This is a genomic window from Streptomyces sp. NPDC057623 (genome assembly GCF_042800355.1).
Taxonomy (GTDB): Bacteria; Actinomycetota; Actinomycetes; order Streptomycetales; family Streptomycetaceae; genus Streptomyces.
In genome coordinates this window covers 27,780-52,362 of record NZ_JBHVGZ010000004.1, presented here as the reverse complement: position 1 = coordinate 52,362, position 24,583 = coordinate 27,780, and the positions used below count along the sequence as shown (strand labels likewise).

Here is a 24,583-nt window from a genome sequence, read left to right as displayed (position 1 = left end):
GCGCGCCGGCGTCAGACGGTGTCCGGCGGGAATCCGTGGTGAGCTCCCCGCGGACCGACGGGCAGGGCGGCACGGGCGTCGAAGATCATCCGTAAGTCGTCGAAGGCCCTCGCCCCCGTCATGGGCCCCGGATCCTTCCCCGGTCGCTGAGTGCCCCAACGCTCCCGAAACCACCTCCCCCGTGAAAGCATGATCTTGGTCACACCGCAAGGGCAACGTCCGTACGAGAACAGGAAGTCCACGTCATGACCGACCAGCTCACCGTGAGCGTCCTGGGCACCGGCATCATGGGCGCCGCGATGGCCCGCAACCTCGCCAGGGCCGGGCACACCGTCCGCGCCTGGAACCGTACCCGGGCCAAGGCCGAGCCACTGGCCGCCGACGGCGCCTTCGTCGCCGGTACCCCCGCCGAGGCCGTCCAGGGCGCCGACGTCGTCCTGACCATGCTGCACGACGGTCCCGCGACACTGGACGTCATGCGTGAGGCCGCGCCCGCCCTGGGCTCCGGCGTCGCGTGGGTGCAGTCGACGACCGCCGGGATCGAGGGGATCGCCGACCTGGCCGACCTCGCCCGCGAGCACGGTCTGGTCTTCTACGACGCCCCCGTGCTCGGCACCCGCCGGCCCGCCGAGGAAGGTCAGCTCACCGTGCTGGCGGCGGGGCCCGCCGAGGGGCGGCGAACGGTGGCACCGGTGTTCGACGCGGTCGGCGTCCGGACGGTGTGGACCGGGGAGGACGGCGGGGCCGGGACCGCGACCCGTCTGAAGCTGGTCGCCAACAGCTGGGTGCTCGCGGTGACGAACGCGGCCGGTGAGGTGCTGGCGCTGTCCAAGGCCCTGGACGTGGATCCGCGGCGGTTCTTCGAGGTGATCGAGGGCGGTCCGCTCGACATGGGGTACCTGCGCGCCAAGACCGGGCTGGTGCTGGACGGCCGCCTGTCCCCGGCCCAGTTCTCCGTGGCCACGGCGGCGAAGGACGCGCGGCTCATCGTGGAGGCGGGTGAGCGGTACGGAGCCCGCCTGGACGTGGCCGCGGCGAGCGCGGAGCGCTTCGAACGGGCGGACGCACTGGGGCACGGGGACGAGGACATGGCGGCGGCATACTTCGCCAGCTTCGAGGAGGGGGCCGCCGTGCCACCCTTGCCCCATGAATGAGGACTCCGGCGCTCCCCTGCTCGTGATCGTCGACGCCGCGAACGTCGTCGGGTCGGTGCCCGACGGGTGGTGGCGGGATCGGCGGGGGGCCGCGGAGCGGCTGCGGGACCGGCTGGCGGCGGACGGGGTGCCGGGGCGTGCGGGGCCCGTGGAGATCGTGCTCGTGGTGGAGGGGGCCGCCCGGGGCGTGGAGTCCGTGCCGGGTGTGCGCGTCGAGTCCGCCGGCGGGAGTGGCGACGATCACATGGTGGAGCTGGTGGAACGGGAGGCCGGGCGGGCCCGCCTCGTGGTGACCGCGGACCGTGAACTACGGCGCAGAGTCACGGAGTTGGGGGCGGACGTGGCAGGACCGCGTACGGTCCGGCCGTAGTCGGATGCGGCTGCCGTACGCGGTCCCGTGACGTCGCGACCGGTTACGCGGTGCCTTGGCCGTGCCCCTTCTCGACCTCGGCCTCGGTCGTCTCCCGGTGCAGTCCGAGGCGGCTGTGGGAGCGGCCGTAGAGGAAGTACACGACGAAGCCGGCGGCCATCCAGACGGCGAACCGCACCCAGGTCTCGGCGGGCAGGTTGATCATCAGCCACAGCGAGGCGCACACCGACAGGATCGGAATGACCGGCACCCACGGGGTGCGGAAGGACCGGGGCAGGTCGGGGCGGGTCTTGCGCAGGATGATCACGCCGATGGCCACGACCACGAAGGCGAACAGGGTGCCGATGTTCACCAGGGCGGCGAGTTCGGTCAGGGGGGTGAAGCCGGCGAGGACCGCGATGACCACGCCGAGCAGGATGGTCGGGCGGTGCGGGGTCTTGAACCGCGGGTGGACGTGGGAGAAGAAGCGGGGCAGCAGCCCGTCGCGGCTCATGGCGAAGAAGACGCGGGTCTGGCCGAGGAGCAGGATCATGCAGACCGTCGTCAGGCCGACCGCCGCTCCGAAGCTGATGAAGCCCCCGAACCAGGGGTGCCCGGTGGCCTTGAAGGCGTCGGCGAGCGGGGCGTCCACGGACAGCTGGCTGTAGTGCTGCATACCGGTGACGACGATCGACACGGCGACGTACAGGGTGGTGCAGATGATGAGGGAGCCGATGATGCCGCGCGGCATGTCGCGCTGCGGGTTCTTGGTCTCCTCGGCGGCGGTGGCCACGACGTCGAAGCCGATGAAGGCGAAGAACACGACCGAGGCGGCGGTGAAGATGCCCATCACGCCGAAGTTGGAGGGCGCCCAGCCGAACATCAGCTGGATCAGTGGGGACTGGAGACTGTCCCCGGCCTCCACGGCCTTCTGCTTCGGGATGAAGGGGTCGTAGTTGTCGCCGTCGATGAGGAACGCGCCCGCGATGATCACGACGAGGACGACGGTCACCTTGATGGCGACGACCACGGACGTGATCCGTGCGGACAGCTTCATGCCGACCACGAGGATGCAGGTGAGGACGAGGACGAGCGCGGCGGCGAGGATGTCGAAGCCGAAGGCGTCGGCGCCCTCCCGGCTGCCCAGGGCCTCGGGCATCGCCCAGCCCGCGGTGTCCATGAGCGACTGGATGTAGCCGGACCAGCCGACGGCCACCACCGCCGTGCCGAGCGCGAACTCCAGGACCAGGTCCCAGCCGATGATCCAGGCGGGCAGTTCGCCGAGCGAGGCGTACGAGAACGTGTAGGCGGAACCGGCGACCGGGACCGTGGAGGCGAACTCGGCGTAACAGAGCGCGGCGAGCGCGCAGGCGACGCCGGCCGCGACGAACGCCAGGGCAACCGCCGGCCCGGCGTTGTTCTTCGCGACGGTGCCGGTGAGCACGAAGATGCCGGTGCCGATGATGACACCGACGCCGAAGACGGTCAGATCCAGCGCGGACAAGGACTTCTTGAGCGCGTGCTCTGGCTCCTCGGTATCGAGGATGGACTGCTCGACTCTCTTCGTACGGAAGAGTGTGCTGCTCACGGTCGTACCTCCCGCGCTTGCGTCCTCGGCATGATCAAGAGGGGGCGTGGTACGCCTGCCCCGACGCCGGGGGATTCACACAGATGGGCCGGTTTCACCACCCCTGACGGTGGCGAAACCGGCCCGTTCGGCGCTAGGGCTCGCGCGTCAGTCGCGCGCCGGCTCCACCGAGTCGACCTCGGCGGCCGTACGGTCGAACCGGCCGTCCAGCTTGGAGACCAGGCCGGTGACCTGGCGGGCGATGTCCGGGGCGGTGAGGCCGATCTCCGCCATCACCTCGGCGCGCGAGGCGTGGTCGAGGAAGCGCGGCGGGATGCCGAAGTCCCGCAGCGGGAGGTCGACGCCCGCGTCGCGCAGGGCCTGGGCGACCGCCGAGCCGACGCCGCCGACCCGGGAGTTGTCCTCGACGGTGACGACCACGCGGTGCCGCTCGGCGAGCGGGGCCATGGCCTCGTCGACGGGCTTGACCCAGCGCGGGTCGACGACGGTGGTGGTGATGCCCTGCTTGTCGAGCAGGCCGGCGATCTCCAGGCACATCGGGGCGAGGGCGCCCACGGAGACGAGCAGCACGTCCGGGGTGTCGGTGCCGGGCTCGCGCAGGACGTCCATGCCGCCGACGCGGCCGACGGCGGGAACGGCGGGGCCGACGGCGCCCTTGGAGAAGCGGACGACGGTCGGGGCGTCCTTGACGTCGACGGCCTCGCGCAGCTGCGCCCTTACCTGGTCGGCGTCGCGCGGGGCGGCGAGCCTGAGGCCGGGCACGACCTGGAGGATCGACATGTCCCACATGCCGTTGTGCGAGGCGCCGTCGGTGCCGGTGACGCCGGCCCGGTCGAGCACGAAGGTGACCCCGCACTTGTGCAGTGCCACGTCCATGAGGACCTGGTCGAAGGCGCGGTTGAGGAAGGTGGCGTACACGGCGAAGACGGGGTGCACGCCGCCCGTCGCGAGGCCCGCCGCGGACACGGCGCCGTGCTGCTCGGCGATGCCGACGTCGTAGATCCGGTCCGGGAAGGTGTCCGCGAACTTCTTCAGGCCGACGGGCTGCAGCATCGCGGCCGTGATGGCGACGATGTCGTCGCGCTCCTTGCCGAGCTTGACCATCTCGTCGCCGAAGACGGACGTCCAGTCGGCACCCGAGGCCTTGATCGGCAGGCCGGTGTCGGGGTGGATGGGGCCGATGCCGTGGAAGCGGTCGGCCTCGTCCTGGAGGGCGGGCTGGTAGCCGCGGCCCTTCTCGGTGAGGCAGTGCACGATGACGGGGCCGCCGAAGCGCTTGGCCCGCGCGAGGGCCGACTCCAGGGCCTCGATGTCGTGCCCGTCGATCGGCCCGACGTACTTCAGGCCGAGGTCCTCGAACATGCCCTGCGGCGCGATGAAGTCCTTCAGGCCCTTCTTGGCCCCGTGCAGGGTCTCGTAGAGGGGCCTGCCGACGACCGGCGTGCGGTCGAGGATCTCCTTCGTGCGGGTGAGGAAGCGCTCGTAGCCGTCGGTCGTGCGCAGCGTCGCCAGGTGGTTCGCGAGACCGCCGATGGTGGGCGCGTACGACCGCTCGTTGTCGTTGACGACGATGACGAGCGGGCGGTCCTTGGCCTCGGCGATGTTGTTCAGCGCCTCCCAGGCCATACCGCCGGTCAGGGCACCGTCACCGATGACGGCCACGACATGGTCGTCACGTTTGCGCAGCTGGTTGGCCTTGGCGAGGCCGTCGGCCCAGCCGAGGACGGTCGAGGCGTGCGAGTTCTCGATGACGTCGTGCTCGGACTCGGCCTGCGAGGGGTAGCCCGACAGGCCGCCCTTCATCTTCAGCTTGCTGAAGTCCTGGCGGCCGGTGAGCAGCTTGTGGACGTAGGACTGGTGGCCGGTGTCCCACAGGACCTTGTCCTTGGGCGAGTCGAAGACGCGGTGCAGGGCGAGGGTCAGCTCCACCACACCGAGGTTGGGGCCGAGGTGGCCGCCGGTCTTGGAAACCGCCTCGACGAGGAAGGTCCGGATCTCCTCTGCCAGCTGGTCCAGCTGCTCAGGGCTGAGCCGGTCCAGATCGCGCGGTCCCGTGATGCGGGTCAGCAGCGGCACCCGTGCCTCCTTGCAGTAGAGCTTTTCGAGCTGTTGCCGGGCTTGTCGAGTCTAATGTTCCGCTCAGGCGGAAGGTTCCCGGCCCAGGGGTCGCACATCACGCATTCGGCTCTACCCACCAACACGCTGTAGTACAACGCCGCGCAAAGGGGCCCGGGGCTGTGTCTACACGCGGCTACCGCCACACGGGCCCGACCACAACGCCACAAGGAGCCCGGGGCTACGTCCACATACGGCTACCGCCGCGCGGGCCCGACCACAACGCCGCAAGGAGCCCGGGGCTGCATCCACATACGGCTACCGCCGCGCGGGCCCGACCACAACGCCGCAAGGGGCACGGGGCTGTGTCTATATGCGGCTACCGCCGCGTGGGCCCGACCACAACGCCACAAGGGGCGCGGGGCTGTGTCTATATGCGGCTACCGCCACACGGGCCCGACCACAACGCCACAAGGGGCGCGGGGAACTGCGCGACCAGCCACAACGGACCGGCACCCGCAATCTCACCCACGCCCCTACGGCGCCACGGCGCCACGGCGTTCCGCGCGGAGCGCTACGCGCGCCCGGCGGTCTTCTGCGTCTTACGGGTGATCGAGTCGATCACCACCGTGGTCAACAGCACACCCGCGGTGATCATGTACTTCACCGGCTCGGCGATCGACTCCAGCTGGAGCCCGTACTGGATCGAGACGATCACCAGCACACCAAGCAACGCGTTCCAGGTCCGCCCGCGTCCGCCGAACAGCGACGTACCACCGATGACGGCCGCCGCGATGGCGTTCATCAGCAGGTCACCGGTACCGGCGCTCTGGTTGGCCGACGCGATCTTCGAGGCCAGGAACAGACCACCGATCGCGGCGAAGCCGCCCGAGATCGCGAACACGGAGATCCGGACCGCGGTGACGTTGATACCGGCACGGCGCGAGGCCTCGACACTGCCACCGAGCGCGAAGATCTTGCGGCCGTACGAGGTACGCCGGAGCAGGAAGTCGGTGGCGACCAGGAAGACCAGGAAGATCACCGTGGCCAGCGGCAGGCCCTTGTACTGGTTGTACATGATCGCCGCGGCGAAGGAGACCACACCGAGCAGCACCGTCCGCAGGATCGTGTCGCTCAGCGGACGGAACGGGATGCCCGCCGCGTCACGTCGGCGATTGCTGAGGAACGAGGTGACGAAGAACACCGCCGTCACCACGGCCGCCAGCCCGTACGCCGCCGCGACGTCCGTGAAGAAGTACGTCGTCAGCTTGCCGATGAGACCGTCGCTGTCGAGGTTGATCGTGCCGTTCTCGCCCAGCGTCTGGAGCATGAAGCCGAGCCAGAAGAGCAGACCGGCCAGGGTCACCGCAAAGGCGGGGGCGCCCAGCACCGCGAAGAAGAACCCGTGCGCGGCGCCGATGACGGCACCGGCTGCGATGGCGAAGATCACGGCGGCCCACTCGGGCCAGCCCTGGTTGACCGCGAGGACGGCCGCGATGGCGCTGGACGCGCCGCTGACCGAGCCGACGGACAGGTCGATCTCGCCCAGCAGCAGCACGAAGACGATGCCGACCGAGATCATGCCCGTGCCGACCATCGTGACGGTGATGTCACTGATGTTCTGCGCGGACAGGAACGCGGAGTTCAGGCTCTGGAAGATGACGCAGATGACGACCAGGCCGAGGATGACCGGCAGGGAGCCGAGTTCACCGGCCTTCAGCTTGCGCTTGAACTCGCCGAGGTAACCGGCCAGGCCCTGCTCCTGCACCAGCAGGCGGGGGTCGACCGCGGTCACCGCTGCCGCGGCGGCCTCGGTGTTGCGCACGTCGTGGTCCTGCGCCGTCGCGGAGGTCTTTTCGATGCTCACTTGGAAACCTCCCCGGTCGTGCGCGCCGCACGGCGGGTCACGGCGTTGTCGGTGGCGCCGGTGATGGCGGAGATGATCTCCTCCTGCGAGGTCGTCTTGACCTCGAACACGCCGTTGTTCTGGCCCAGGCGCAGCACCGCGACCTTGTCCGCCACGGCCTTGACGTCGGCCATGTTGTGGCTGATGAGGATCACGGCGTGGCCGCGCTCGCGCAGCCGCTCGACCAGGTCGAGGACCTGGGCGGTCTGCTCGACGCCGAGGGCGGCGGTGGGCTCGTCGAGGATGACCAGCTTGGGCTCGCCGAGCATGGACCGGGCGATCGCCACGGTCTGGCGCTGACCGCCGGAGAGCGAGGCGATCGGGATCCGCACGCTGGGGATGCGGATCGACAGCGTCTGGAGCAGCTCGCGCGAGCGGCGCTCCATCTCGACCTCGTCGAGGACGCCCCACTTGCGGACCTCGCGGCCCAGGTAGAGGTTGCCGACGACATCGATGTTGTCGCACAGCGCGAGGTCCTGGTAGACCGTCGCGATGCCCAGGCTCTGGGCGTCATGCGGCCGGTTGATCGAAACGGCCTTGCCCTCCCACTCGATGACGCCCTCATCGATGGGATGCACGCCGGCGATCGTCTTGACCAGCGTGGACTTTCCGGCGCCGTTGTCGCCCACCAGGGCGACCACTTCACCGGCGTGGACCTCAAGCTCAACGTCGGTGAGCGCCTGAACGGCACCGAATCGCTTGGAGACCCCGCGCAACGCCAGCACGGGCGTAGCGGACACGTGAACCATCTCCTTCGCCGCCTGACCCGGCGGAAGGGTTGTGCAGAGAAACACAGAGTGGATGGGCGGGGGATACCCGCGGGGGTTCCGTCCGGCGCCCCGCGCCGAGCTTGCGGGGCTGACGTATGCGCGGGGGCGCCGGAGGAGTCTTGTGCGGTCAGGTCCCGTGCGGGAACCCAAGGACGGATTCCCGCGCCCGGAAACTCCAGGAAGGGGACCTGCTGCCGCCCTCTCGGGGCGAGGCTGCCTACTTGAGGCCGATCTTGTCGCAGGCGCTCTTGTACTTCGCCGTGCAGATCTCGCCGACCGTGTAGAAGCCTTCCTTGATGACCGTGTCGTTGATGTTGTCCGTGGTCAGCGACACGACCGGGATCAGCGCGGACGGCACGTCCTGCGCGCTGCCGCTGGAGACCTTGTCCTTGGCGATGGAGTCCAGCTTCTCGCCCTTGGCCAGCGCGACGGCCATCTCGGCGACGACGCTGGCTTCCGTCGGGTAGGACTTGAACACGCTCATGTACTGGTCACCGGCGACGATGCGCTGCACGGCGGCGAGTTCGGCGTCCTGGCCGGTGACCGGGACCTTGATGCCGGCGGCCTGGAGGGCGGTGATGGCACCGCCGGCCATGCCGTCGTTGGCGGAGTAGACGCCGGCGATGTTGTTCTTGCCGACCGCCGAGATCGCCGCCTCCATCTCGGAGTTGGCGTTCTCCGGCTTCCACTCCTTGGTGTCGTACTCCTTGGCGATGGTGACCTTGCCGTCGAGCGCGGAGTGGGCGCCCTTCTTGAACTGCGCGGCGTTCGGGTCGGTCACCGAGCCGTTGATCATGACGATCTTGGAGTCCTTGGTGGCCTTGTCACCCAGGGCCTTCAGCAGGGCCTCGCCCTGGGTCCTGCCGACCTCCTCGTTGTCGAACGAGGTGTAGCCGCTGATCGGGCCCTCGGCCAGGCGGTCGTAGGCGACGACCTTGATGCCCTGGTCCACGGCCTTCTGGACGGAGTTCTTGATCGCCTTGGCGTCGACGGCGTCCAGGATGAGGACGTCCACCTTGTTGGTGATCATGGTGTCGACCTGCTGCGCCTGGAGGTTGGCGTCCTGCTTGGCGTTGTTGTAGTCGATCGTCGCCTTGTTGTTCGTCAGCTCCTTGATCTTCTCCTCGATCAACGGCCGGTCGAACTTCTCGTAGCGCGCGGTCTGGTTCTCCGGAAGCAGGAGACCGACCTTGATGTCGTCGCCCTTGGCCGCACTGGCCGAGGAGTCGTTGTCGCCACCCGCTTCCTCGGCGCTGCCACAGGCAGCCAGCGAGACGGCCATCGCACCAGCGGCGACGGCGACAGCGGCACGACGCATACGCGTGTTCACTTCAGAAACCTCCCTGACGAGGCCGCGTCGTTGCGGCCGAGGTGGCTGGAAGTCAACTCGGCCACACGTGCGACGTCAAGAAGTAAATCCTTAACGGGTTGGCAACGGTGCCATCCGTTCTCTAAGTGAAGGCAGGGGTGGCCGCATGCAGCGTGCTGTCCAAAAGGGTTGAATCGCCCATCTCGCTGAGTGCCAGCGCAAGGGCTCCGAGCACCTCCGCACGACCGCCAAGTGCCCCCGGAAGAACGGACAGTTGACGCGCCGCGCTGGGAATGGCGTAGCGGCCGACGGACTCCCGGATCGGCCCGAGGACCAGCTCACCGGCCTCGGCGAGATCACCGCCCAGGACCACGCGGCTCGGGTTCAGGAGATTGCAGAGATTCGCGACTCCACTGCCGATATGGCGGCCGACGTCGGCGATCACCCGACGACAGCCCGGGTCTCCGTCCCTGGCCAGCCGTACGACACCCTCCATGGTCAGATCCGTGCCGTGACTGGACTGGAGGAGCGGGAGCACATAGCGGGCGGCCGCGAAGGTCTCCAGGCAGCCCCGGTTTCCACAACGACAGACCGGGCCGGACTCATCAAGAGTAATATGCCCGATTTCTCCTGCCGTGCCACCCGGGCCCCGGTAGATCTTGCCGCTGATCACCAGGCCGGCGCCGACACCGCTGGCGACCTTGATGTACGCCAGGTCCCGCACGCCCCGCCCGCTGCCCCAGACCAGCTCGCCCAGGGCTCCCAGGTTGGCGTCGTTGTCCACGTGCACGGGCACCCCGAGCCGGCCGCGCAGCTCCTCGGCGGGCCTGGTGCCGGTCCAGCCGGGCAGGATGGCGGTCGAGCCGAGGGTGCCGGACTCGACGTCGATCGGGCCGGGCACGCCGAGGCCGACCCCGGCGATCTTGGACCGGTCGACGCCGGTCGCCTCGATCAGCCGGTTGACCAGCTCCTCGGCCCGGTCGAAGCCCTGCGTCGAGGACGCGTCCACGTCCAGCGGTTCGGACTCCTCCGCCAGCACCTGGTGGGCGAGGTTCCCGACCGCGACGCGCAAATGCGTATGGCCGAAGTCGACCCCTATGACGATCCCGGCGTCCCCGCTCAGGGAGACGCTGCGGGCCCGGCGGCCACCCGCCGAAGTGGGCGTGACCTCGACTGTTCCGCCGTCCTTGAGCTCCCGGACGATGTTGGAGACCGTCGCCGCGGACAGCCCTGTGGTCCTGGCGATCTCCGCCTGGGTGAGGGATCCGGCCAGCCGGACGGCCCGGACCACCCGTTCCAGGTTGGCTCGGTGCAGCGACGACTGCGACCCCGGAGTCTCCACGACGACCTCCTGCGCGCGGGACCGCTTCTGTGAGGCCCCGTCCGTGTCCAACTAGTGAACTCTAAGCTGAGCCGTTCGGGTTGCCTCCCGTCAAGAGGTTGAACCGGATCCGGGGATGTGTACGCGCACACGTGAGCCGCCCCTGTGTGGGACGGCTCACTGTGACATGGGGTGATGCGGTGCTTACGGTGGAGCGAACAGAGAGCGTTTACTTCAGCGCACCGGCCGTCAGTCCCGCCTGCACCTGCCGTTGGAAGATGAAGTAGACGATCAGCACCGGCAGCATCGCGATCATCATGCCGGCCATCAGGGCGCCCCAGTCGTTCTCGTAGCCCTGCTGGAGGGCGATCATCGCAAGTCCCTGGGTGAGCACGTACTTGTCCTCGTTCTGGTTGAGGACCATCGGCAGCAGGTACTGGTTCCACTGCCCCAGGAAGTTGAAGATGCCGATGCTGATCAGGCCCGGCTTGGCCATCGGCAGCATCACCTGGAAGAACGTTCGCGTGTGCGATGCCCCGTCGATGAGCGCCGCCTCCGCGACCGAGGTGGGCAGCGTGCGGAAGAACGCGGTCATGAAGAAGACCGTGAACGGCAGCGAATACGCGATGTAGACCAGGATCAGCCCCTGGTACGTCGCCAGCAGCGAGCTGCCCGGGAAGTCCCGCAGCACGAAGAACAGCGGGATGACCAGCATGAAGACCGGGAAGGACATGCCGGCCACGAACATGAAGTAGATGAACCGGTTGCCCGGGAAGGTGAACCGGGCCAGCACGTAGGCGGCCATCGAGCCCAGCACCATCGTGCCGACCACCGAACCGCCCACCACGATCGCGGTGTTGAGGAAGTACTGGCCCATGTTCGCCTTGTTCCAGGCATTGGCCCAGTTCTCGAAGTGCAGCGAGGTCGGCAGCCCCCACGGGTCGGACAGGATGCCGTTGCTCGTCTTGAAGGAGCTCCACAGCACCCACAGCAGCGGTACGCCGACCATCAGCGCCCACAGGACGAGCATGCCGTGCGAGAAGACGTGCAGGACGCCGCCCTCGGAGCTGCGGCCGTCGGTCGCGCCGAGCTTCCTGGTGAGGCCCGGACGCTCCGCCTCGTCCGTCTTGGTGACCGTGCCGGTGTTCGTCGTGTCCGTCGTCATGTCGCCCGTACCCCTAGAACTCGATCCGCTCACGCCGCGCGAAGCGCAGGGTGAGCACTGCGAACGTCATGGTGACGATGAGCATCGCGACACCCATCGCGGACGCGTAGCCGAACTGGCTGTCGCGGAACGCCGTCAGATACAGGCGCAGCGGCATGACGTCCGTGGCGCCGTCGGGGCCGCCCATGTTGACCGACATGATCTGCACCAGGGCGAAGCCGTCCAGCGCGATGATGCCCATGTACACCCAGCCGGTCTGCACGGTGTCCCACAGCAGCGGCAGGGTGATCCTGAAGAAGGTGGGGAAGCGGCCGGCACCGTCGAGCAGCGCCGCCTCGTAGATGTCCCGCGGGATGGAGGCCATCGCCGCCGAGAACAGCACGACGTAGAAGCCGACGTGGGACCAGATCATCACCGCCATGATGCACAGCAGGGCGAGGCTCTTCTCCCCCAGCCAGGCGTTCTGCCAGCCGTCCAGACCGACCGTGCCCAGCAGGGAGTTGAGCATGCCGTCCTGCGGGTCCGGGTTGTAGATGTTGAACCAGATGACGGCGATGATGGTGATGGAGATGACCTGCGGGAAGAAGAAGACGAAACGGTAGAACTTCGAACCCGTGACGCCGGTGATGACTTCGTTCTTACGTCGCTTTCCGCCGACATTGAGCATGAACGCGAAGAACAGACCGAGTGCCAGTGTCACAAACGGCACCGCGATCAGCATCCAGACGTTGTGCCGCAGCGCGTTCCAGAAGTCCTCGTTGTGCCAGAGCTTTTCGAAGTTCTCGAATCCGACGAACTTCGCCGTGCCGACGAGCCCCGACCAGTCGGTCATCGAGATCTGGAACGCCTGGACGAACGGCGAGATCACGAAGATCGCGTAGACGATGACGGGCAGGGCCAGGAAGCCCACGATGAATCGGTATTTGCCGTGTTGCATGGTGCTTCCCGGCCCTTCCCCTTGAGTGCCGTTGTGCCGGACCGGACTCTTAACTCTCGCGCTTGAACTTCTTCACCGCGTCGTCCTTCGCCACGGCGTCGGCGTATTGCTGCGTCTTCTTGATCCAGTCGGCCGCGCTCATCTCACCGGTGAGCAGCTGCCCGGTGAGACCGCCGATCTTCTCGTCGGTGAGCGAGGGGTACCACTCCTGGAGCTGGAGGCTGATGATGTTGTCACCGGCGTCCTTGAACGCCTTGCTCGCCGAGGCGAGACCCGGCGAGAGAGTCATGCCCTCGGTGGCGTCGACCACACAGGTGAGCGACTTGACCTTGGTGGCGAAGTTCTGCGCGTGCTTCTTGGAGAGCATGATGCGCAGCAGCTCCATACCGCCGGCCGGGTTCTTTCCCTTGGCGGACACGATGTACGGCTCGCTGGGCTCGGCGCGCAGGGTGCCGTGCGGCAGCTTGTCGCCGCTGGAGCCGTCGAAGAGGGCGCCGACGGACATGGCGAAGTCCTTGGGCGTGGTCGGGGCCGCCTCGTTCTCCACCCAGGAGCCGTTGGGGATGAAGACGGCCTTGCCCTTGTTCCAGGCGGTCTGCGACTGAATGTGCGTCAGGCCCTGGCTGCCCTGGAGGAAGTACTTCTTGGCGGCCAGCTCCTCGTAGTGTTCGACGACCTGCTTGACGGCGTCGTTGCTGGTCCAGGCGTTCGGTTCCAGGTTGTCGATGGCGATCCAGCCGTCCATGCCGCCGATCTTGGCGATCTGGGCGAACAGGTTGAAGTGGACGTAGTACGGATACTTTCCGGCGTACGTCCAGGGCGCGATGCCCTTCTTCTTGATCTCGCCGCAGAGCTTGACCATGTCGTCGAGGGTCCCCGGGTATTCCCAGCCGTTGTCGTCGAGGGCCTTCTGCGAGTACCAGGTGCCGTAGATGGTGAAGGCGTAGTAGAGCACGTCGAAGGTGTCGCCGTGCTTGCCCTTCTCGATCGTGCTCGGGTGGATGACGTCCGAGATCTTCTTGCTCGCGTCGTCCAGGGAGGGCGCGTCCAGCAGCGCCTTGAGGTCCTGGAGCTGGCCCTGGGTGGACAGCTTGTTCATGTCCAGGTGGTCGGCGCCGGAGTTGTCGATGACGTCCGGCGGGTTGCCGCCGGCGAAGCGCGGGGTGAGCTTCGGGCCGACCTGCTGGGTGCCGGTGTGCTTGACCTCGGCCTTGTACTTGGCCTTGTAGTCGGCCTCGGCGTCCTTGGCGTACTGGTCGCCCAGACCGCCCTTGAAGATGAACGCCTCCAGCGCGGTGCCCTCCTTGACCCCGAGGGGGTTGGTGGCGGACTTCGCGCCCCCCGGCGCCTTGCTCTCCTCGTCGCCGCCACCGCCCCCGCCGGTGGCACACGCCGACAGGAAGGCCATGGTCGGAACGGAGATCAGACCGAGCGCCGCGGAGCGCTTGATCAGATCGCGGCGCCCCACACCTGCGGAGCCGTTGTTCTCAGGGTTCTCGGCGGAAGTGGATCCCATGCTCAAGTCCTCGCCTTCTCCAGGACTCAGGCGGTGAACCGGATCCTCCCCGGCACCGCGGTCGGGTCGAGCTGGTCGTGCAGGCTGGGTCGTGCAGGAAGTGCGAATCGTGTGAATCGCCGACAGGTATAGTCCACTTCCCGCCAACGGAGCAAGATCGAATGCAAGGTTGGCCGGTGGTCTTTTCCGAGTTGAGACCTGCCGGAAATATGAGCGGCCTGTGCGTTCCTTGGCGGAAAAATCCCTGTCATTGCCCTCGAATGGCACATCCAACACCCTTGACACGACAGAGCACTTGAGCCACAACTGTTCCTTGCGCAGCGAAGTTGACAACGTTGTCCCGTGCGCAGGGAGGGTACCGGCTTATGCAGCAGAGAGCTCGGCACAGATGGGGTACGGCGGTCGTGTCGGCGACCGCTTTCGCTTTGACCGTGGGCTCGCAGGGCGCTGCGGTCGCCCTGCCCGGCGCGCCCGCGGCGGCCGACCGGAGTTTCGCGTCGTCCTTCGAGGCGGACGATCCGGCACCCGACTGGCTCAACACCGTCGACACCGCGCCGGACGGCACCAAGCGGGCCTCGGGCGTCGACGGCGGCTACAGCAGCGGTATCCCGGGCAATGTGACCGACCATGTCACGGACGTACGGGCGAGCGGCGAGAACAGCGGCGGCGGCGAGGTGAAGGAGAACCTCGCCGACGGGGAGCCGAGCAGCAAGTGGCTGGTCTTCGCCCCCACGGGGTGGGCGGAATTCGACCTGGACAAACCTGAACGGGTGACGAAATACGCCCTCACCTCGGCCAACGACTACGCCGAACGTGACCCGCGGGACTGGACCCTTCAGGGTTCCACGGACGGCAAGGACTGGAAGACCCTCGACACCCGCTCTGGTGAGACGTTCGCCGAACGGTTCCAGACAAAGACGTACGACCTCGCGGAGCCGGCCGAGTACCGGCACTTCCGGCTGGAGGTCACCAGGAACAACGGCGCCGACGGCATCCTCCAGCTCGCCGACGTCCAGTTCTCCACGGGCGGCGGCGACGGCCCCGTCCCGCAGGACATGCTCTCCCTCGTCGACCGCGGCCCGAGCGGCTCGCCGACGGCCAAGGCGGGCGCCGGCTTCACCGGCAAGCGGGCGCTGCGCTACGCGGGCCGGCACACGGCGGACGGGCAGGCGTACTCGTACAACAAGGTCTACGACGTGAACGTGGCCGTCGGCCGCGACACCCGCCTGTCCTACCGCGTCTTCCCGTCGATGGCGGACGGCGACCGCGACTACGACGCCACCAACGTCTCCGTCGACCTCGCCTTCACCGACGGCACCCACCTGAGCGACCTCGGCGCCACCGACCAGCACGGCTTCCCGCTCTCGCCCCGCGGACAGGGCGCGGCCAAGGTGCTCTACGTCAACCAGTGGAACGCCGTCGCCTCGCGGATCGGGTCGGTCGCGGCGGGCAGGACGGTCGACCGGATACTCGTGGCGTACGACTCCCCCAAGGGCCCGGCGAAGTTCCGGGGCTGGCTGGACGACATCGCGCTCGAGTCCGTCGCGCCAGAGAAGCCCAAGGCCCACAAGTCGGACTACGCGCTCACCACCCGCGGCACCCTCTCCAGCGGCGGCTTCTCGCGCGGCAACAACTTCCCGGCGACCGCCGTGCCGCACGGCTTCAACTTCTGGACGCCGGTGACGAACGCGGGCTCGCTGAGCTGGCTGTACGACTACGCGCGCGCGAACAACGCCGACAACCTGCCGACGATCCAGGCGTTCAGCGCCAGCCACGAGCCGAGCCCCTGGATGGGTGACCGGCAGACCTTCCAGGTGATGCCGTCCGCCGCCTCGGGCACCCCGGACACCGGGCGGGAGGCGCGCGAGCTGGCCTTCCGGCACGAGAACGAGACCGCGCGGCCGTACTACTACGGGGTGCGGTTCGAGAACGGGCTCAAGGCGGAGATGGCGCCGACCGACCACGCGGCGGTGCTGCGCTTCACCTACCCGGGCGACGACGCGAGCGTCCTCTTCGACAACGTGACCGACCAGGCGGGGCTGACGCTCGACAAGGAGAGCGGGACCTTCACCGGCTACTCGGACGTGAAGTCCGGGCTGTCGACGGGGGCGACCCGGCTCTTCGTGCACGGCACCTTCGACAAGCCGGTGACCGAGGGTTCCTCCAGTGGGGTGAAGGGCCACCTGCGCTTCGACGCCGGGGACGACCGGACCGTCACGCTCCGCCTCGCCACCTCGCTGATCAGCGTCGACCAGGCGAAGGACAACCTGCGCCAGGAGGTCGACGGCGCCTCCTTCGAGACGGTGAAGGCGCGCGCCCAGCGCCAGTGGGACGGGCTGCTCGGCAAGGTCGAGGTCGAGGTCGCGACGCAGGACCAGCTGACGACGCTGTACTCCAGCCTGTACCGGCTGTACCTGTACCCGAACTCCGGCTTCGAGAAGGTCGGCGGGAAGCACCGGTACGCGTCGCCGTTCTCCCCGATGCCGAACCCGGACACCCCGACGCACACCGGCGCGAAGATCGTCGACGGCGAGGTGTACGTCAACAACGGCTTCTGGGACACCTACCGGACCACCTGGCCGGCGTACTCGCTGCTGACACCGAGCCAGGCGGGAGAGATGGTCGACGGCTTCGTGCAGCAGTACAAGGACGGCGGCTGGACCTCCCGCTGGTCCTCCCCCGGCTACGCGGACCTGATGACCGGCACCTCCTCGGACGTGGCCTTCGCGGACGCGTACGTCAAGGGCGTCGACTTCGACGCGAAGTCGGCGTACGACGCGGCCGTGAAGAACGCCACGGTCGTGCCGCCGTCCTCGGGCGTGGGCCGCAAGGGCATGGCGACCTCGCCCTTCCTCGGCTACACGAGCACCGAGACGCACGAGGGCCTGTCGTGGGCGCTGGAGGGCTACCTCAACGACTACGGCATCGCGAGGATGGGCCAGGCCCTGTACCGGAAGACCGGCGACAGGCGGTACCAGGAGGAGTCGGAGTACTTCCTCAACCGCGCGCAGGACTACGTCAACCTCTTCGACTCCAAGGCCGGGTTCTTCCAGGGCCGCGACGAGAAGGGCGACTGGCGCGTCGAGTCCGCCGAGTACGACCCGCGCGTCTGGGGGTACGACTACACCGAGACCAACGGCTGGGGCTACGCCTTCACCGCCCCGCAGGACAGCCGGGGTCTCGCGAACCTCTACGGCGGCCGCGACGGCCTCGCCGACAAGCTCGACGAGTACTTCGCCACCCCGGAGACGGCCTCGCCCGACTTCGTCGGCTCCTACGGCGGTGTCATCCACGAGATGACGGAGGCGCGGGACGTCCGGATGGGCATGTACGGCCACTCCAACCAGGTCGCCCACCACGCGAACTACATGTACAACGCGGCCCAGCAACCCTGGAAGACGCAGAAGAACGTCCGTGAGGTGCTGTCGCGACTGTACGTCGGCAGCGAGATCGGACAGGGCTACCACGGCGACGAGGACAACGGCGAGCAGTCGGCGTGGTTCCTGTTCTCCGCGCTGGGCTTCTATCCGCTGGTGATGGGCAGCGGCGAGTACGCCATCGGGTCGCCCCTGTTCACCAAGGCCACGGTCCATCTGGAGAACGGGCGGAAGCTGGTCGTCAAGGCACCGAAGAACAGCGCCCGCAACGTCTACGTCCAGGGCCTGAAGGTCAACGGGGTTCCCTGGAGGTCGACCTCGCTCCCTCACTCGCTGATCGCGAAGGGCGGCGTCCTGGAGTTCGCCATGGGTCCGCGGCCCTCGTCCTGGGGCACCGGCAAGCATGCGGCACCGGTGTCGATCACCAAGGACGACGAGGTGCCGGTACCGCGGGCCGACGTGCTGAAGGGCGACGGGGCGCTGTTCGACAACACCTCGGGGACCGAGGCGGGTGTCACCTCGCTGGAGCTGCCGGTGTCCGAGCCGGCCAAGGCCGTGCAGTACACCCTGACCTCGCCGTCGGACCGGACGAAGGCGCCGACCGGCTGGACGCTCCAGGGGTCGCAGGACGGGACCACCTGGCGGACCCTCGACAAGCGCTCGGGGGAGTCCTTCACCTGGGACAGACAGACACGGGCGTTCACCGTGGGGTCTTCGGGTACGTACGGGAGGTACCGCCTGGTCTTCGACGGCGAGGCGGTGGTCGCTGAAGTCGAACTGCTCGCCTGAGCAGGTGCATTGGGGGTCTCATGCGGGGTGTCGATCCGGCCTGGCTGCCGGACGAGGCGTTCCGGCCGATCGGCACCCGGCGGACGCTCATCCGTGGTTCGGGTCCGCTGGTGGACACGGTGCACGGGGAAGTGGCGGAGGCCTGCGTACGGTTCGGGGGAAGCGTCTCGCGCGACGGGTCCCCCCAACCGTACGACCTGGTGCTGGAACTGACCGGCGCCGGGGACGGCGACGGCGGCGAGGCGTTCACCTGCGAGCGCGGTGACGGCCCTACGACCGTCACCGCGTCCGGGGGTCCCGGGCTGCTGTACGGCCTGTTCCACGTCGTACGGCTCGGGGACGCGGCGTTCCAGGGCTCGTACGAACGTGCGGAGCACCGGCCCGGGTCGGCGCTGCGCATGCTCGACCACTGGGACAACGTGGCCGTGCATCCGGTCATGGGCCAGGTGGAACGCGGATACGCGGGCGGGTCGCTGTTCTGGGAGGACGGCCGGGCGCGTGGGGAGCTGCTGGGGCGGGTGCGGGCGTACGGCAGGCTGTTGGCGGCCTGCGGGATCAACGCCGTGGCGGTGAACAACGTCAACGTGCACGCGACGGAGGCCCGGCTGCTCACCGACCGGATCGGTGAAGTCGCCGAGATCGCGGGCGCGTTGCGGCCGTACGGCATCCGCACCCATCTGTCGGTCACCTTCGCCGCGCCCCTGGTGCTCGGCGGACTGACCACGGCGGACCCGTCGGACGCGGCGGTACGGGCGTGGTGGGCACAGGCCACCGCGCGGGTGCACGAGGCGATACCCGACTTCGGCGGATACGTGGTGAAGGCCGACTCGGAGGGCCAGCCGGGGCCCTTCGCCTACGGGCGCAGTCACGCGGACGGCGCGAACATGCTGGCCGCCGCACTGGAGCCGTACGGCGGCACGGTGCACTGGCGGGCGTTCGTCTACGACCACCGCCAGGACTGGCGGGACCGGACCACGGACCGGGCGCGTGCCGCGTACGACCATTTCGTGCCGTTGGACGGGGAGTTCGCCGACAACGCCGTGCTCCAGGTCAAGCACGGGCCCATGGACTTCCAGGTGCGGGAGCCTCTCTCACCGCTGATCGGCGCCATGCCGGGCACCAGGCTGGCGGTGGAACTTCAGGCGACCCAGGAGTACACCGGGCAGCAGCGGCATGTGTGCTGGCTGGGGCCGATGTGGAGCGAGGTGCTGCGGTTCCGGGCCGACGGGGAGTCCACTGTCGGGGAGGCGGCGCGCGGCGGGCTCGTCGCCGTGTCCAACGTCGGCGACGACCCCTTCTGGACCGGGCATCCGCTGGCCCAGGCGAACCTGTACACCTTCGGGCGGCTGGCCTGGCAGCCGCACGCCGATCCGCGTCAGATCCTCGACGAATGGATCGGGCTCACCTTCGGGAACGGTCCGTCGGCAGGGCTGCACGCGATCATGGACGGCTCCTGGCGGACGTACGAGAAGTACACCGCGCCGCTCGGGGTGGGCTGGATGGTGCAGCCCGGTCATCATTACGGTCCGAGCGTGGACGGCTACGAGTACAGCCCCTGGGGCACCTACCACTTCGCCGACCGCGACGGCATCGGCGTCGACCGCAGCGCGGCGACGGGGACCGGGTTCGCGGGGCAGTACGCCAAGCCGTGGGCGTCGGTGTACGAGTCGCCGGACACCTGCCCCGACGAGCTGCTGCTGTTCTTCCACCACATGTCGTACGAGCACGTGCTGCACAGCGGCAAGACGGTGATCCAGCACATCTACGACACGCACTTCGAGGGCGTGCAGGAGGTGGAGGCGGCCCGGGAGGTGTGGGCCTCGCTGGTGGATCTCGTGGACCCGGCGCGCCACGCGCGGGTGACGGAGCGGTTCGAGGAGCAGCTCCGGAGCGCCCGCGAGTGGCGCGATCAGGTCAACAGCTACTTCCTCCGCAAGTCGGGTGTGCCCGACGCACATGGGCGCCGCATCCACTGACCGTGCGGCTACTGAGTGCGGAGGATCACTGTGCTCAGCGGGTCGAGGGTGAGCGGCTCGCCCTCCTCGACCCGCTTGCCGGTCAGCAGGTCGGTGGCGGTGGTGTGGGCGGTCAGGTGGGCCGGTTCCGGCGCGTGGTTGAGGAGGAAGAGCAGACGGGTGCCGTCGGGCGCGAGACGGGTCGCGGTCTCCAGGCCGTGATGGTCGGCGTAGGGGCCGAGCAGGTCGTGCCGGGCCAGGATCCGGCGGACGATCCGGTCCACGCCGGGCTGGTCGAGAGCGGTGGCGACGTACCAGCCCTCGCCTCCGCTGTCGCCGAACCGGTTGCGGGTCACGGCCGGGGTGCCGGCGTAGAAGTCGGTGCCGTAGGTCCCGACCGCCTCGGCGCCGCGCGGCAGCACGATCTCGAAGACCAGGCGGGCCTCGCAGGTCAGCTCCCCCAGCTGGACGGGCTGTACGAAGTCCCGCGGCCGGGAGTCCCATTCGTCGACGCGGACGCCCATCAGGGGCGCGAGCGGGCCGGGCACGTCCGCGAGGAACGCACGGTCGTGTTCGTCGACGCGGCCGGAGAGGAAGGTCGTCAGGACCGTCCCGCCGCGCGCCGCGACGGCCTCCAGACGCTCCGCGAGGTCGCCCTTGACCATGTGCAGGACGGGGGCGAGGACCACGTCGTACGAGGTCAGGTCGGCGGTGACCGGGACGACGTCCACGTCCGCGCCGGCCTCGCGGGCGGCCCGGTAGTAGGTGTGGACCACCTCCTGGTACTTGACCAGCCGGGACGGGCCGTCGGAGATCTCCAGGGCCCACCAGCTGTCCCAGTCGAAGAGCAGGGCGGTGCGGGCCGGGGTGCGGGCGCCGAGGGTCGCGTCGCCGAGCGACTCCAACTCCCGCCCCAGTTCGGCCACTTCGCGGAACACCCGGGTGTCGTCACGGCCCGCGTGGCCGATCACCGCGCCGTGGTACTTCTCGCAGGCGCCGCGTGAGGCGCGCATCTGGAAGTAGAGGGCGGCGTCGGCGCCGTGGGCGATGGCCTGGAAGGTGGCGAGGCCGAGCTCGCCGGGGCGCCGCAGGGGGTTGACGTCACGGCAGGCCGTCGTGGACGGGGTCTGCTCCATCAGCCAGAAGGGGGCGCCGTCCTTCAGACCGCGCATCAGGTCGTGGGCCAGGGCGGGCCAGGTCGGCGGGGCGTCGAGGGGCGGGTAGCTGTCCCAGGAGGCGAAGTCGAGGTGGGGCGCCCAGCGGTGGTAGTCGAGGGGGCGAAACATGCCCATGAAGTTGGTGGTGACGGGGGTGTCGGAGTCGTGGGCGCGGATCACCTCCTTCTCGGCGAGGAAGCAGCCGAGCAGGGCGTCGGTGGTGAAGCGGAAGTAGTCGAGGGTGATGCCCTGGAAGGCGGTGTGGTCGGGGCCGCGCCAGTGCTCGGTGAGGGCGTTCGGGGGCTCGACCTGGTCCCAGCCGGTGTAGCGGTGCGACCAGAAGGTCGTCCACCAGGCGTCGTTGAGGGCGTCGAGGGTGCCGTACCTGTTCCTGAGCCATTCCCGGAACGCCTCGGCGCACAGCTCGCAGTAACAGGCGCCGCCGTACTCGTTGTTGATGTGCCAGGCCAGCAACGCGGGGTGCTCGCGGTAGCGTTCCGCGAGGCGTGCGGCCATCGCCGTGGCGTGGCTGCGGTACGCCGGTGAGCTGGGGCAGAAGCTGTGGCGCTGGCCGTAGCGGTGGCGGCGGCCCTCGAAGTCGGTGCGGTTGACCTCGGGGTACTGCTTGGCGAGCCAGGGTGGGAGGGCCGCGGTGCCGGTGGCGAGGCAGACACGGCGGTTCTCGGCCGCCGCGCGGTCCAGGATGCGGTCGAGGATCGTGAAGTCGTAGGTGTCGGGGCCGGGTTGGGTGAGGGACCAGGAGAAGACACCGACGGTGAGGGTGTCGATGCGGGCCTGGGTGAACAGGCGATGGTCGTCGTCCCAGACGGGCTGCGGCCACTGTTCGGGGTTGTAGTCGCCGCCGTACGGGATCTTCGGGGTGCGCGGCGCGGTCATACGGTGAAGTCCTCCTGGGTCTCGGCGATCACCGGGCGGCTGCTGTGCAGCAGGGAGAACAGCAGCGGGGCGGCCAGCAGGGCGGGCAGGGCCTCGGTCAGCAGGGCGGTCGACGCGGCCACCAGGACGAGCAGGGAGGCAGCGCCGAGGGTGGTGCGGGCGTGCCGGACGAGGAAGTACGCGGCGAGGCGGGCGGTGTCGCGGGTGCGGAAGGCGAACAGCGAGGTGAGGACCAGCGCGTGCGCCCCCCACAGCAGGGAGCCGGCGCCGATGACGCCGAGCATGACCGCCCACCAGCCGGGCAGGCCGGTGGCGGAGAAGTGGGTGAGGGTGAAGGCGATGACGGTCAGCCAGGCGAGCAGGGGCGTCCAGAGCTTCAGGGCGGGGAGGGCGTTGAGCCGCCAGCCGCGTACGTAGGTCCGGGCGGGATGCAGGTCCGTCAGGTCGCGGCTGCGGTGGTGCAGGGCGTACAGGGCGCCGGACAGGGCCGGGCCGAGCGGCAGCAGGCATACGGCGGCCAGGGGCAGGTTGGCCGGGTCGGGGCCGGTCAGGAGCAGGGCGACGAGTCCGGGCGAGGCGGCGAGGAGCAGCAGGGCCTCGACGGTGACCAGGGTGTGGATCAGGGCGGCGGCGCGGGAGAGGGCTCCCGCGCCGAAGTCGGCCGCGTGGTGTACGCCGCTGCTCACCCGTTCTCCTTCTGGAAGCGTTCGTAGGCCTTGTTGTGCAGGTCGACGAGCTGGTCCATGTTCTTGGACTTCAGCTCGGTGACGTAGGCGTCCCATTCGGACATGGGGCGTTTGCCGAGGACGAACTTGAGGGTGTTCTGGGTGACGTGGTCCCTGAGCGGGGTGTCCCAGAGCGTGGCCTGTTCCTGCTCGACCGACTGGAGGGGGTGGGCCGGGTCGATGGGCAGCTCGCTGCGCTCGGTCATGGCGTCCTGGAACTTCTGCTCGTCCGGGCTGAAGTTGGAGGAGACCAGGGCCCAGCTGCCGCCGTAGGTGAAGACGCCGTTGAAGAAGCCGTAGTTCTTCTGGAGGTCCTTGGGGGCGTCGGGGTCCGAGCCCATGAGGCTGATGCCGGGCTTCAGCCGGTACTTGCCGCCGGCCTCGGTGTAGGTGACGCCCTCGACGCCCCACTTGCAGAACACCTGGCCCTCGTCGGAGTACCACAGCCAGTCCACGAACTGCATCATCGCGACGAAGGTGTCGCTCTTGAGGGCCTCGCTGGAGATCATGAGGCCGTTCTCCAGGCGCGTGCCGCCCAGGATCACGGGGCCGGCCGGGCCGAGCGGTACGGGCACCATCTCGATCTTCGAGCCCTTGACCTGCTTCTGGAGGTTGTAGCGGTACTCCTGGACCAGCACCTGCGGGTTGGCGCTGATCACATAGGACTTCTCGGCGAGCAGCTTCTGCAACGCCTGGTCGTCCTGCTGGGTGAAGCTCTCCGGGTCCAGCAGCTTCTCGGCGACGAGCTTTCGCAGGTACTCGATCATCTGGCGGTAGCTGTCGGTCGCGCCGTTGAAGACGAACCTCTTCGCCTTGCTGTCGAAGGTGACGTTGGTGTACGTCCAGCCCGACTTGACCCCGTACGCCTGGCCCAGATAGCTGAACAGCGCGCCGCACGGGAAGGGGGTGTTGCCGCTCCAGCGGTCCGTCCAGGGGTATTTGTCTGGGTACTCCTGCTTGAGCGCCTTGAGGACGTCGTAGACCTCGTCCCAGGTGGTGGGCAGGGACAGGCCGTGCTTTTCGAGGATGTCCGTGCGGAAGGACAGCGAGTAGCCGGACTTGGCCTTCTCGTGCAGGCCGGGCAGCAGGTAGTACTTGCCGTCGGACTGGCGTATCGAGTCGAGCTCCGGCTCCAGCTTCCACTTCTTCACCTTGGCCTGGAAGTTGGGCATCAGGTGCACGTACTCGCTGACCGGGAGAATCGCGCCCGACGACACGAAGGCGACCTCAGACGGGTGGTACGTCTTGGGGATCAGGAAGGGGGCGTCGCCGGCGCCGATGAGGACGCTGCGCTTCTTCTCGTAGTCCGCGAGCGGGACGTCGACGGGCTTCAGGGTGATCCCGGTGCGCTGGGTGACCTCCTTCCAGAACAGCCAGTCGCTCTTCGTCGGGTAGACCGGGTTGTTGTTGTGCAGCAGCGAGAACGACAGCGGCTTGGCGGCCTTGAACCGCTGCCCCGCGCGGTACTCCTTCATCGCGCCGTTCTGCTTCTTCGACAGGTCCTTGGAGTCGCCTCCGTCCTCGCCGCTGCCGCAGCCGGTGAGGGTGGCGAGGCCGATGAATCCGGCGGCGGCGAGGATCTGGCGCCGCGAGAGCTGCCCTGGGTTCTGCAC

At 68.7% G+C, this 24,583-nt stretch carries 15 protein-coding genes and 1 pseudogene; 4 read left to right on the top strand and 12 right to left on the bottom strand.

Going from position 1 to position 24,583, the window contains the following annotated elements; all coding sequences use genetic code 11:
- Positions 1 to 221: 221 nt before the first annotated feature.
- Together ACFU95_RS06000 and ACFU95_RS05995 are read left to right on the top strand one after the other, a co-directional pair.
- A pseudogene (locus ACFU95_RS06000) lies at positions 222 to 1,154 on the top strand (NAD(P)-dependent oxidoreductase); the annotation flags it as partial.
- Positions 1,147 to 1,524 carry an NTP pyrophosphohydrolase gene (locus ACFU95_RS05995; RefSeq protein WP_383822365.1) on the top strand — a complete coding sequence of 126 codons (378 nt, stop codon included), beginning with the start codon at positions 1,147 to 1,149 and terminating at the stop codon, positions 1,522 to 1,524. The pseudogene ACFU95_RS06000 and the gene ACFU95_RS05995, both read left to right, overlap by 8 nt.
- A gap of 43 nt (positions 1,525 to 1,567) precedes the next feature.
- Here the strand turns inward: ACFU95_RS05995 and ACFU95_RS05990 are convergent, their stop codons facing one another.
- From ACFU95_RS05990 to ngcE, 9 genes are all read right to left on the bottom strand, one after another.
- On the bottom strand, positions 1,568 to 3,091 hold the full coding sequence (locus ACFU95_RS05990; protein ID WP_383822362.1) for an amino acid permease: 1,524 nt from the start codon (positions 3,089 to 3,091) through the stop codon (positions 1,568 to 1,570).
- Positions 3,092 to 3,238: 147 nt separating this feature from the next.
- Complete coding sequence (gene dxs / locus ACFU95_RS05985) at positions 3,239 to 5,167, bottom strand: 1-deoxy-D-xylulose-5-phosphate synthase (protein WP_383822359.1); 1,929 nt, start codon at positions 5,165 to 5,167, stop codon at positions 3,239 to 3,241.
- 553 nt (positions 5,168 to 5,720) lie between these two features.
- Entirely contained in the window at positions 5,721 to 7,013 is a 1,293-nt protein-coding gene (locus ACFU95_RS05980; RefSeq protein ID WP_383822357.1) for a sugar ABC transporter permease, read from the bottom strand.
- Positions 7,010 to 7,801, bottom strand: coding sequence for an ATP-binding cassette domain-containing protein (locus tag ACFU95_RS05975; RefSeq protein WP_383822354.1), 792 nt, complete (start codon positions 7,799 to 7,801; stop codon positions 7,010 to 7,012). The genes ACFU95_RS05980 and ACFU95_RS05975 overlap by 4 nt, the downstream gene beginning before the upstream one ends.
- Positions 7,802 to 8,039: 238 nt before the next feature.
- Entirely contained in the window at positions 8,040 to 9,140 is a 1,101-nt protein-coding gene (locus tag ACFU95_RS05970) for a sugar ABC transporter substrate-binding protein (protein ID WP_383822931.1), read from the bottom strand.
- Between the two features lie 133 nt (positions 9,141 to 9,273).
- Positions 9,274 to 10,473 carry an ROK family protein gene (locus ACFU95_RS05965; protein ID WP_383822929.1) on the bottom strand — a complete coding sequence of 400 codons (1,200 nt, stop codon included), beginning with the start codon at positions 10,471 to 10,473 and terminating at the stop codon, positions 9,274 to 9,276.
- A 208-nt stretch (positions 10,474 to 10,681) separates the two neighbouring features.
- Positions 10,682 to 11,617 (bottom strand): carbohydrate ABC transporter permease, encoded by a 936-nt coding sequence (locus tag ACFU95_RS05960; RefSeq protein WP_383822352.1) that lies wholly within the window; start codon positions 11,615 to 11,617, stop codon positions 10,682 to 10,684.
- Positions 11,618 to 11,630: 13 nt separating this feature from the next.
- Positions 11,631 to 12,554, bottom strand: coding sequence for a carbohydrate ABC transporter permease (locus ACFU95_RS05955; protein WP_383822350.1), 924 nt, complete (start codon positions 12,552 to 12,554; stop codon positions 11,631 to 11,633).
- Between the two features lie 49 nt (positions 12,555 to 12,603).
- Complete coding sequence (gene ngcE, locus ACFU95_RS05950) at positions 12,604 to 14,070, bottom strand: N-acetylglucosamine/diacetylchitobiose ABC transporter substrate-binding protein (RefSeq protein WP_383822348.1); 1,467 nt, start codon at positions 14,068 to 14,070, stop codon at positions 12,604 to 12,606.
- A 365-nt stretch (positions 14,071 to 14,435) separates the two neighbouring features.
- On the opposite strand from ngcE, the gene ACFU95_RS05945 reads away from it, so the two are divergent.
- Together ACFU95_RS05945 and ACFU95_RS05940 are read left to right on the top strand one after the other, a co-directional pair.
- Entirely contained in the window at positions 14,436 to 18,236 is a 3,801-nt protein-coding gene (locus ACFU95_RS05945) for a GH92 family glycosyl hydrolase (RefSeq protein ID WP_383822345.1), read from the top strand.
- 20 nt (positions 18,237 to 18,256) lie between these two features.
- Entirely contained in the window at positions 18,257 to 20,212 is a 1,956-nt protein-coding gene (locus ACFU95_RS05940; RefSeq protein ID WP_383822342.1) for an alpha-glucuronidase, read from the top strand.
- A gap of 8 nt (positions 20,213 to 20,220) precedes the next feature.
- On the opposite strand, the gene ACFU95_RS05935 is transcribed toward ACFU95_RS05940, so the two are convergent.
- The 3 genes from ACFU95_RS05935 to ACFU95_RS05925 are packed head-to-tail and all read right to left on the bottom strand — an operon-like array spanning position 20,221 to position 24,583.
- Positions 20,221 to 22,245: a beta-galactosidase gene (locus tag ACFU95_RS05935; RefSeq protein ID WP_383822340.1), complete on the bottom strand. Its 2,025-nt coding sequence runs from the start codon at positions 22,243 to 22,245 to the stop codon at positions 20,221 to 20,223.
- Positions 22,242 to 22,931, bottom strand: a complete 690-nt coding sequence (locus tag ACFU95_RS05930; protein ID WP_383822337.1) for a hypothetical protein — start codon at positions 22,929 to 22,931, stop codon at positions 22,242 to 22,244. Before ACFU95_RS05930 ends, ACFU95_RS05935 begins: the two co-directional genes overlap by 4 nt.
- Positions 22,928 to 24,583 carry an extracellular solute-binding protein gene (locus ACFU95_RS05925; protein WP_383822334.1) on the bottom strand — a complete coding sequence of 552 codons (1,656 nt, stop codon included), beginning with the start codon at positions 24,581 to 24,583 and terminating at the stop codon, positions 22,928 to 22,930. The genes ACFU95_RS05930 and ACFU95_RS05925 overlap by 4 nt, the downstream gene beginning before the upstream one ends.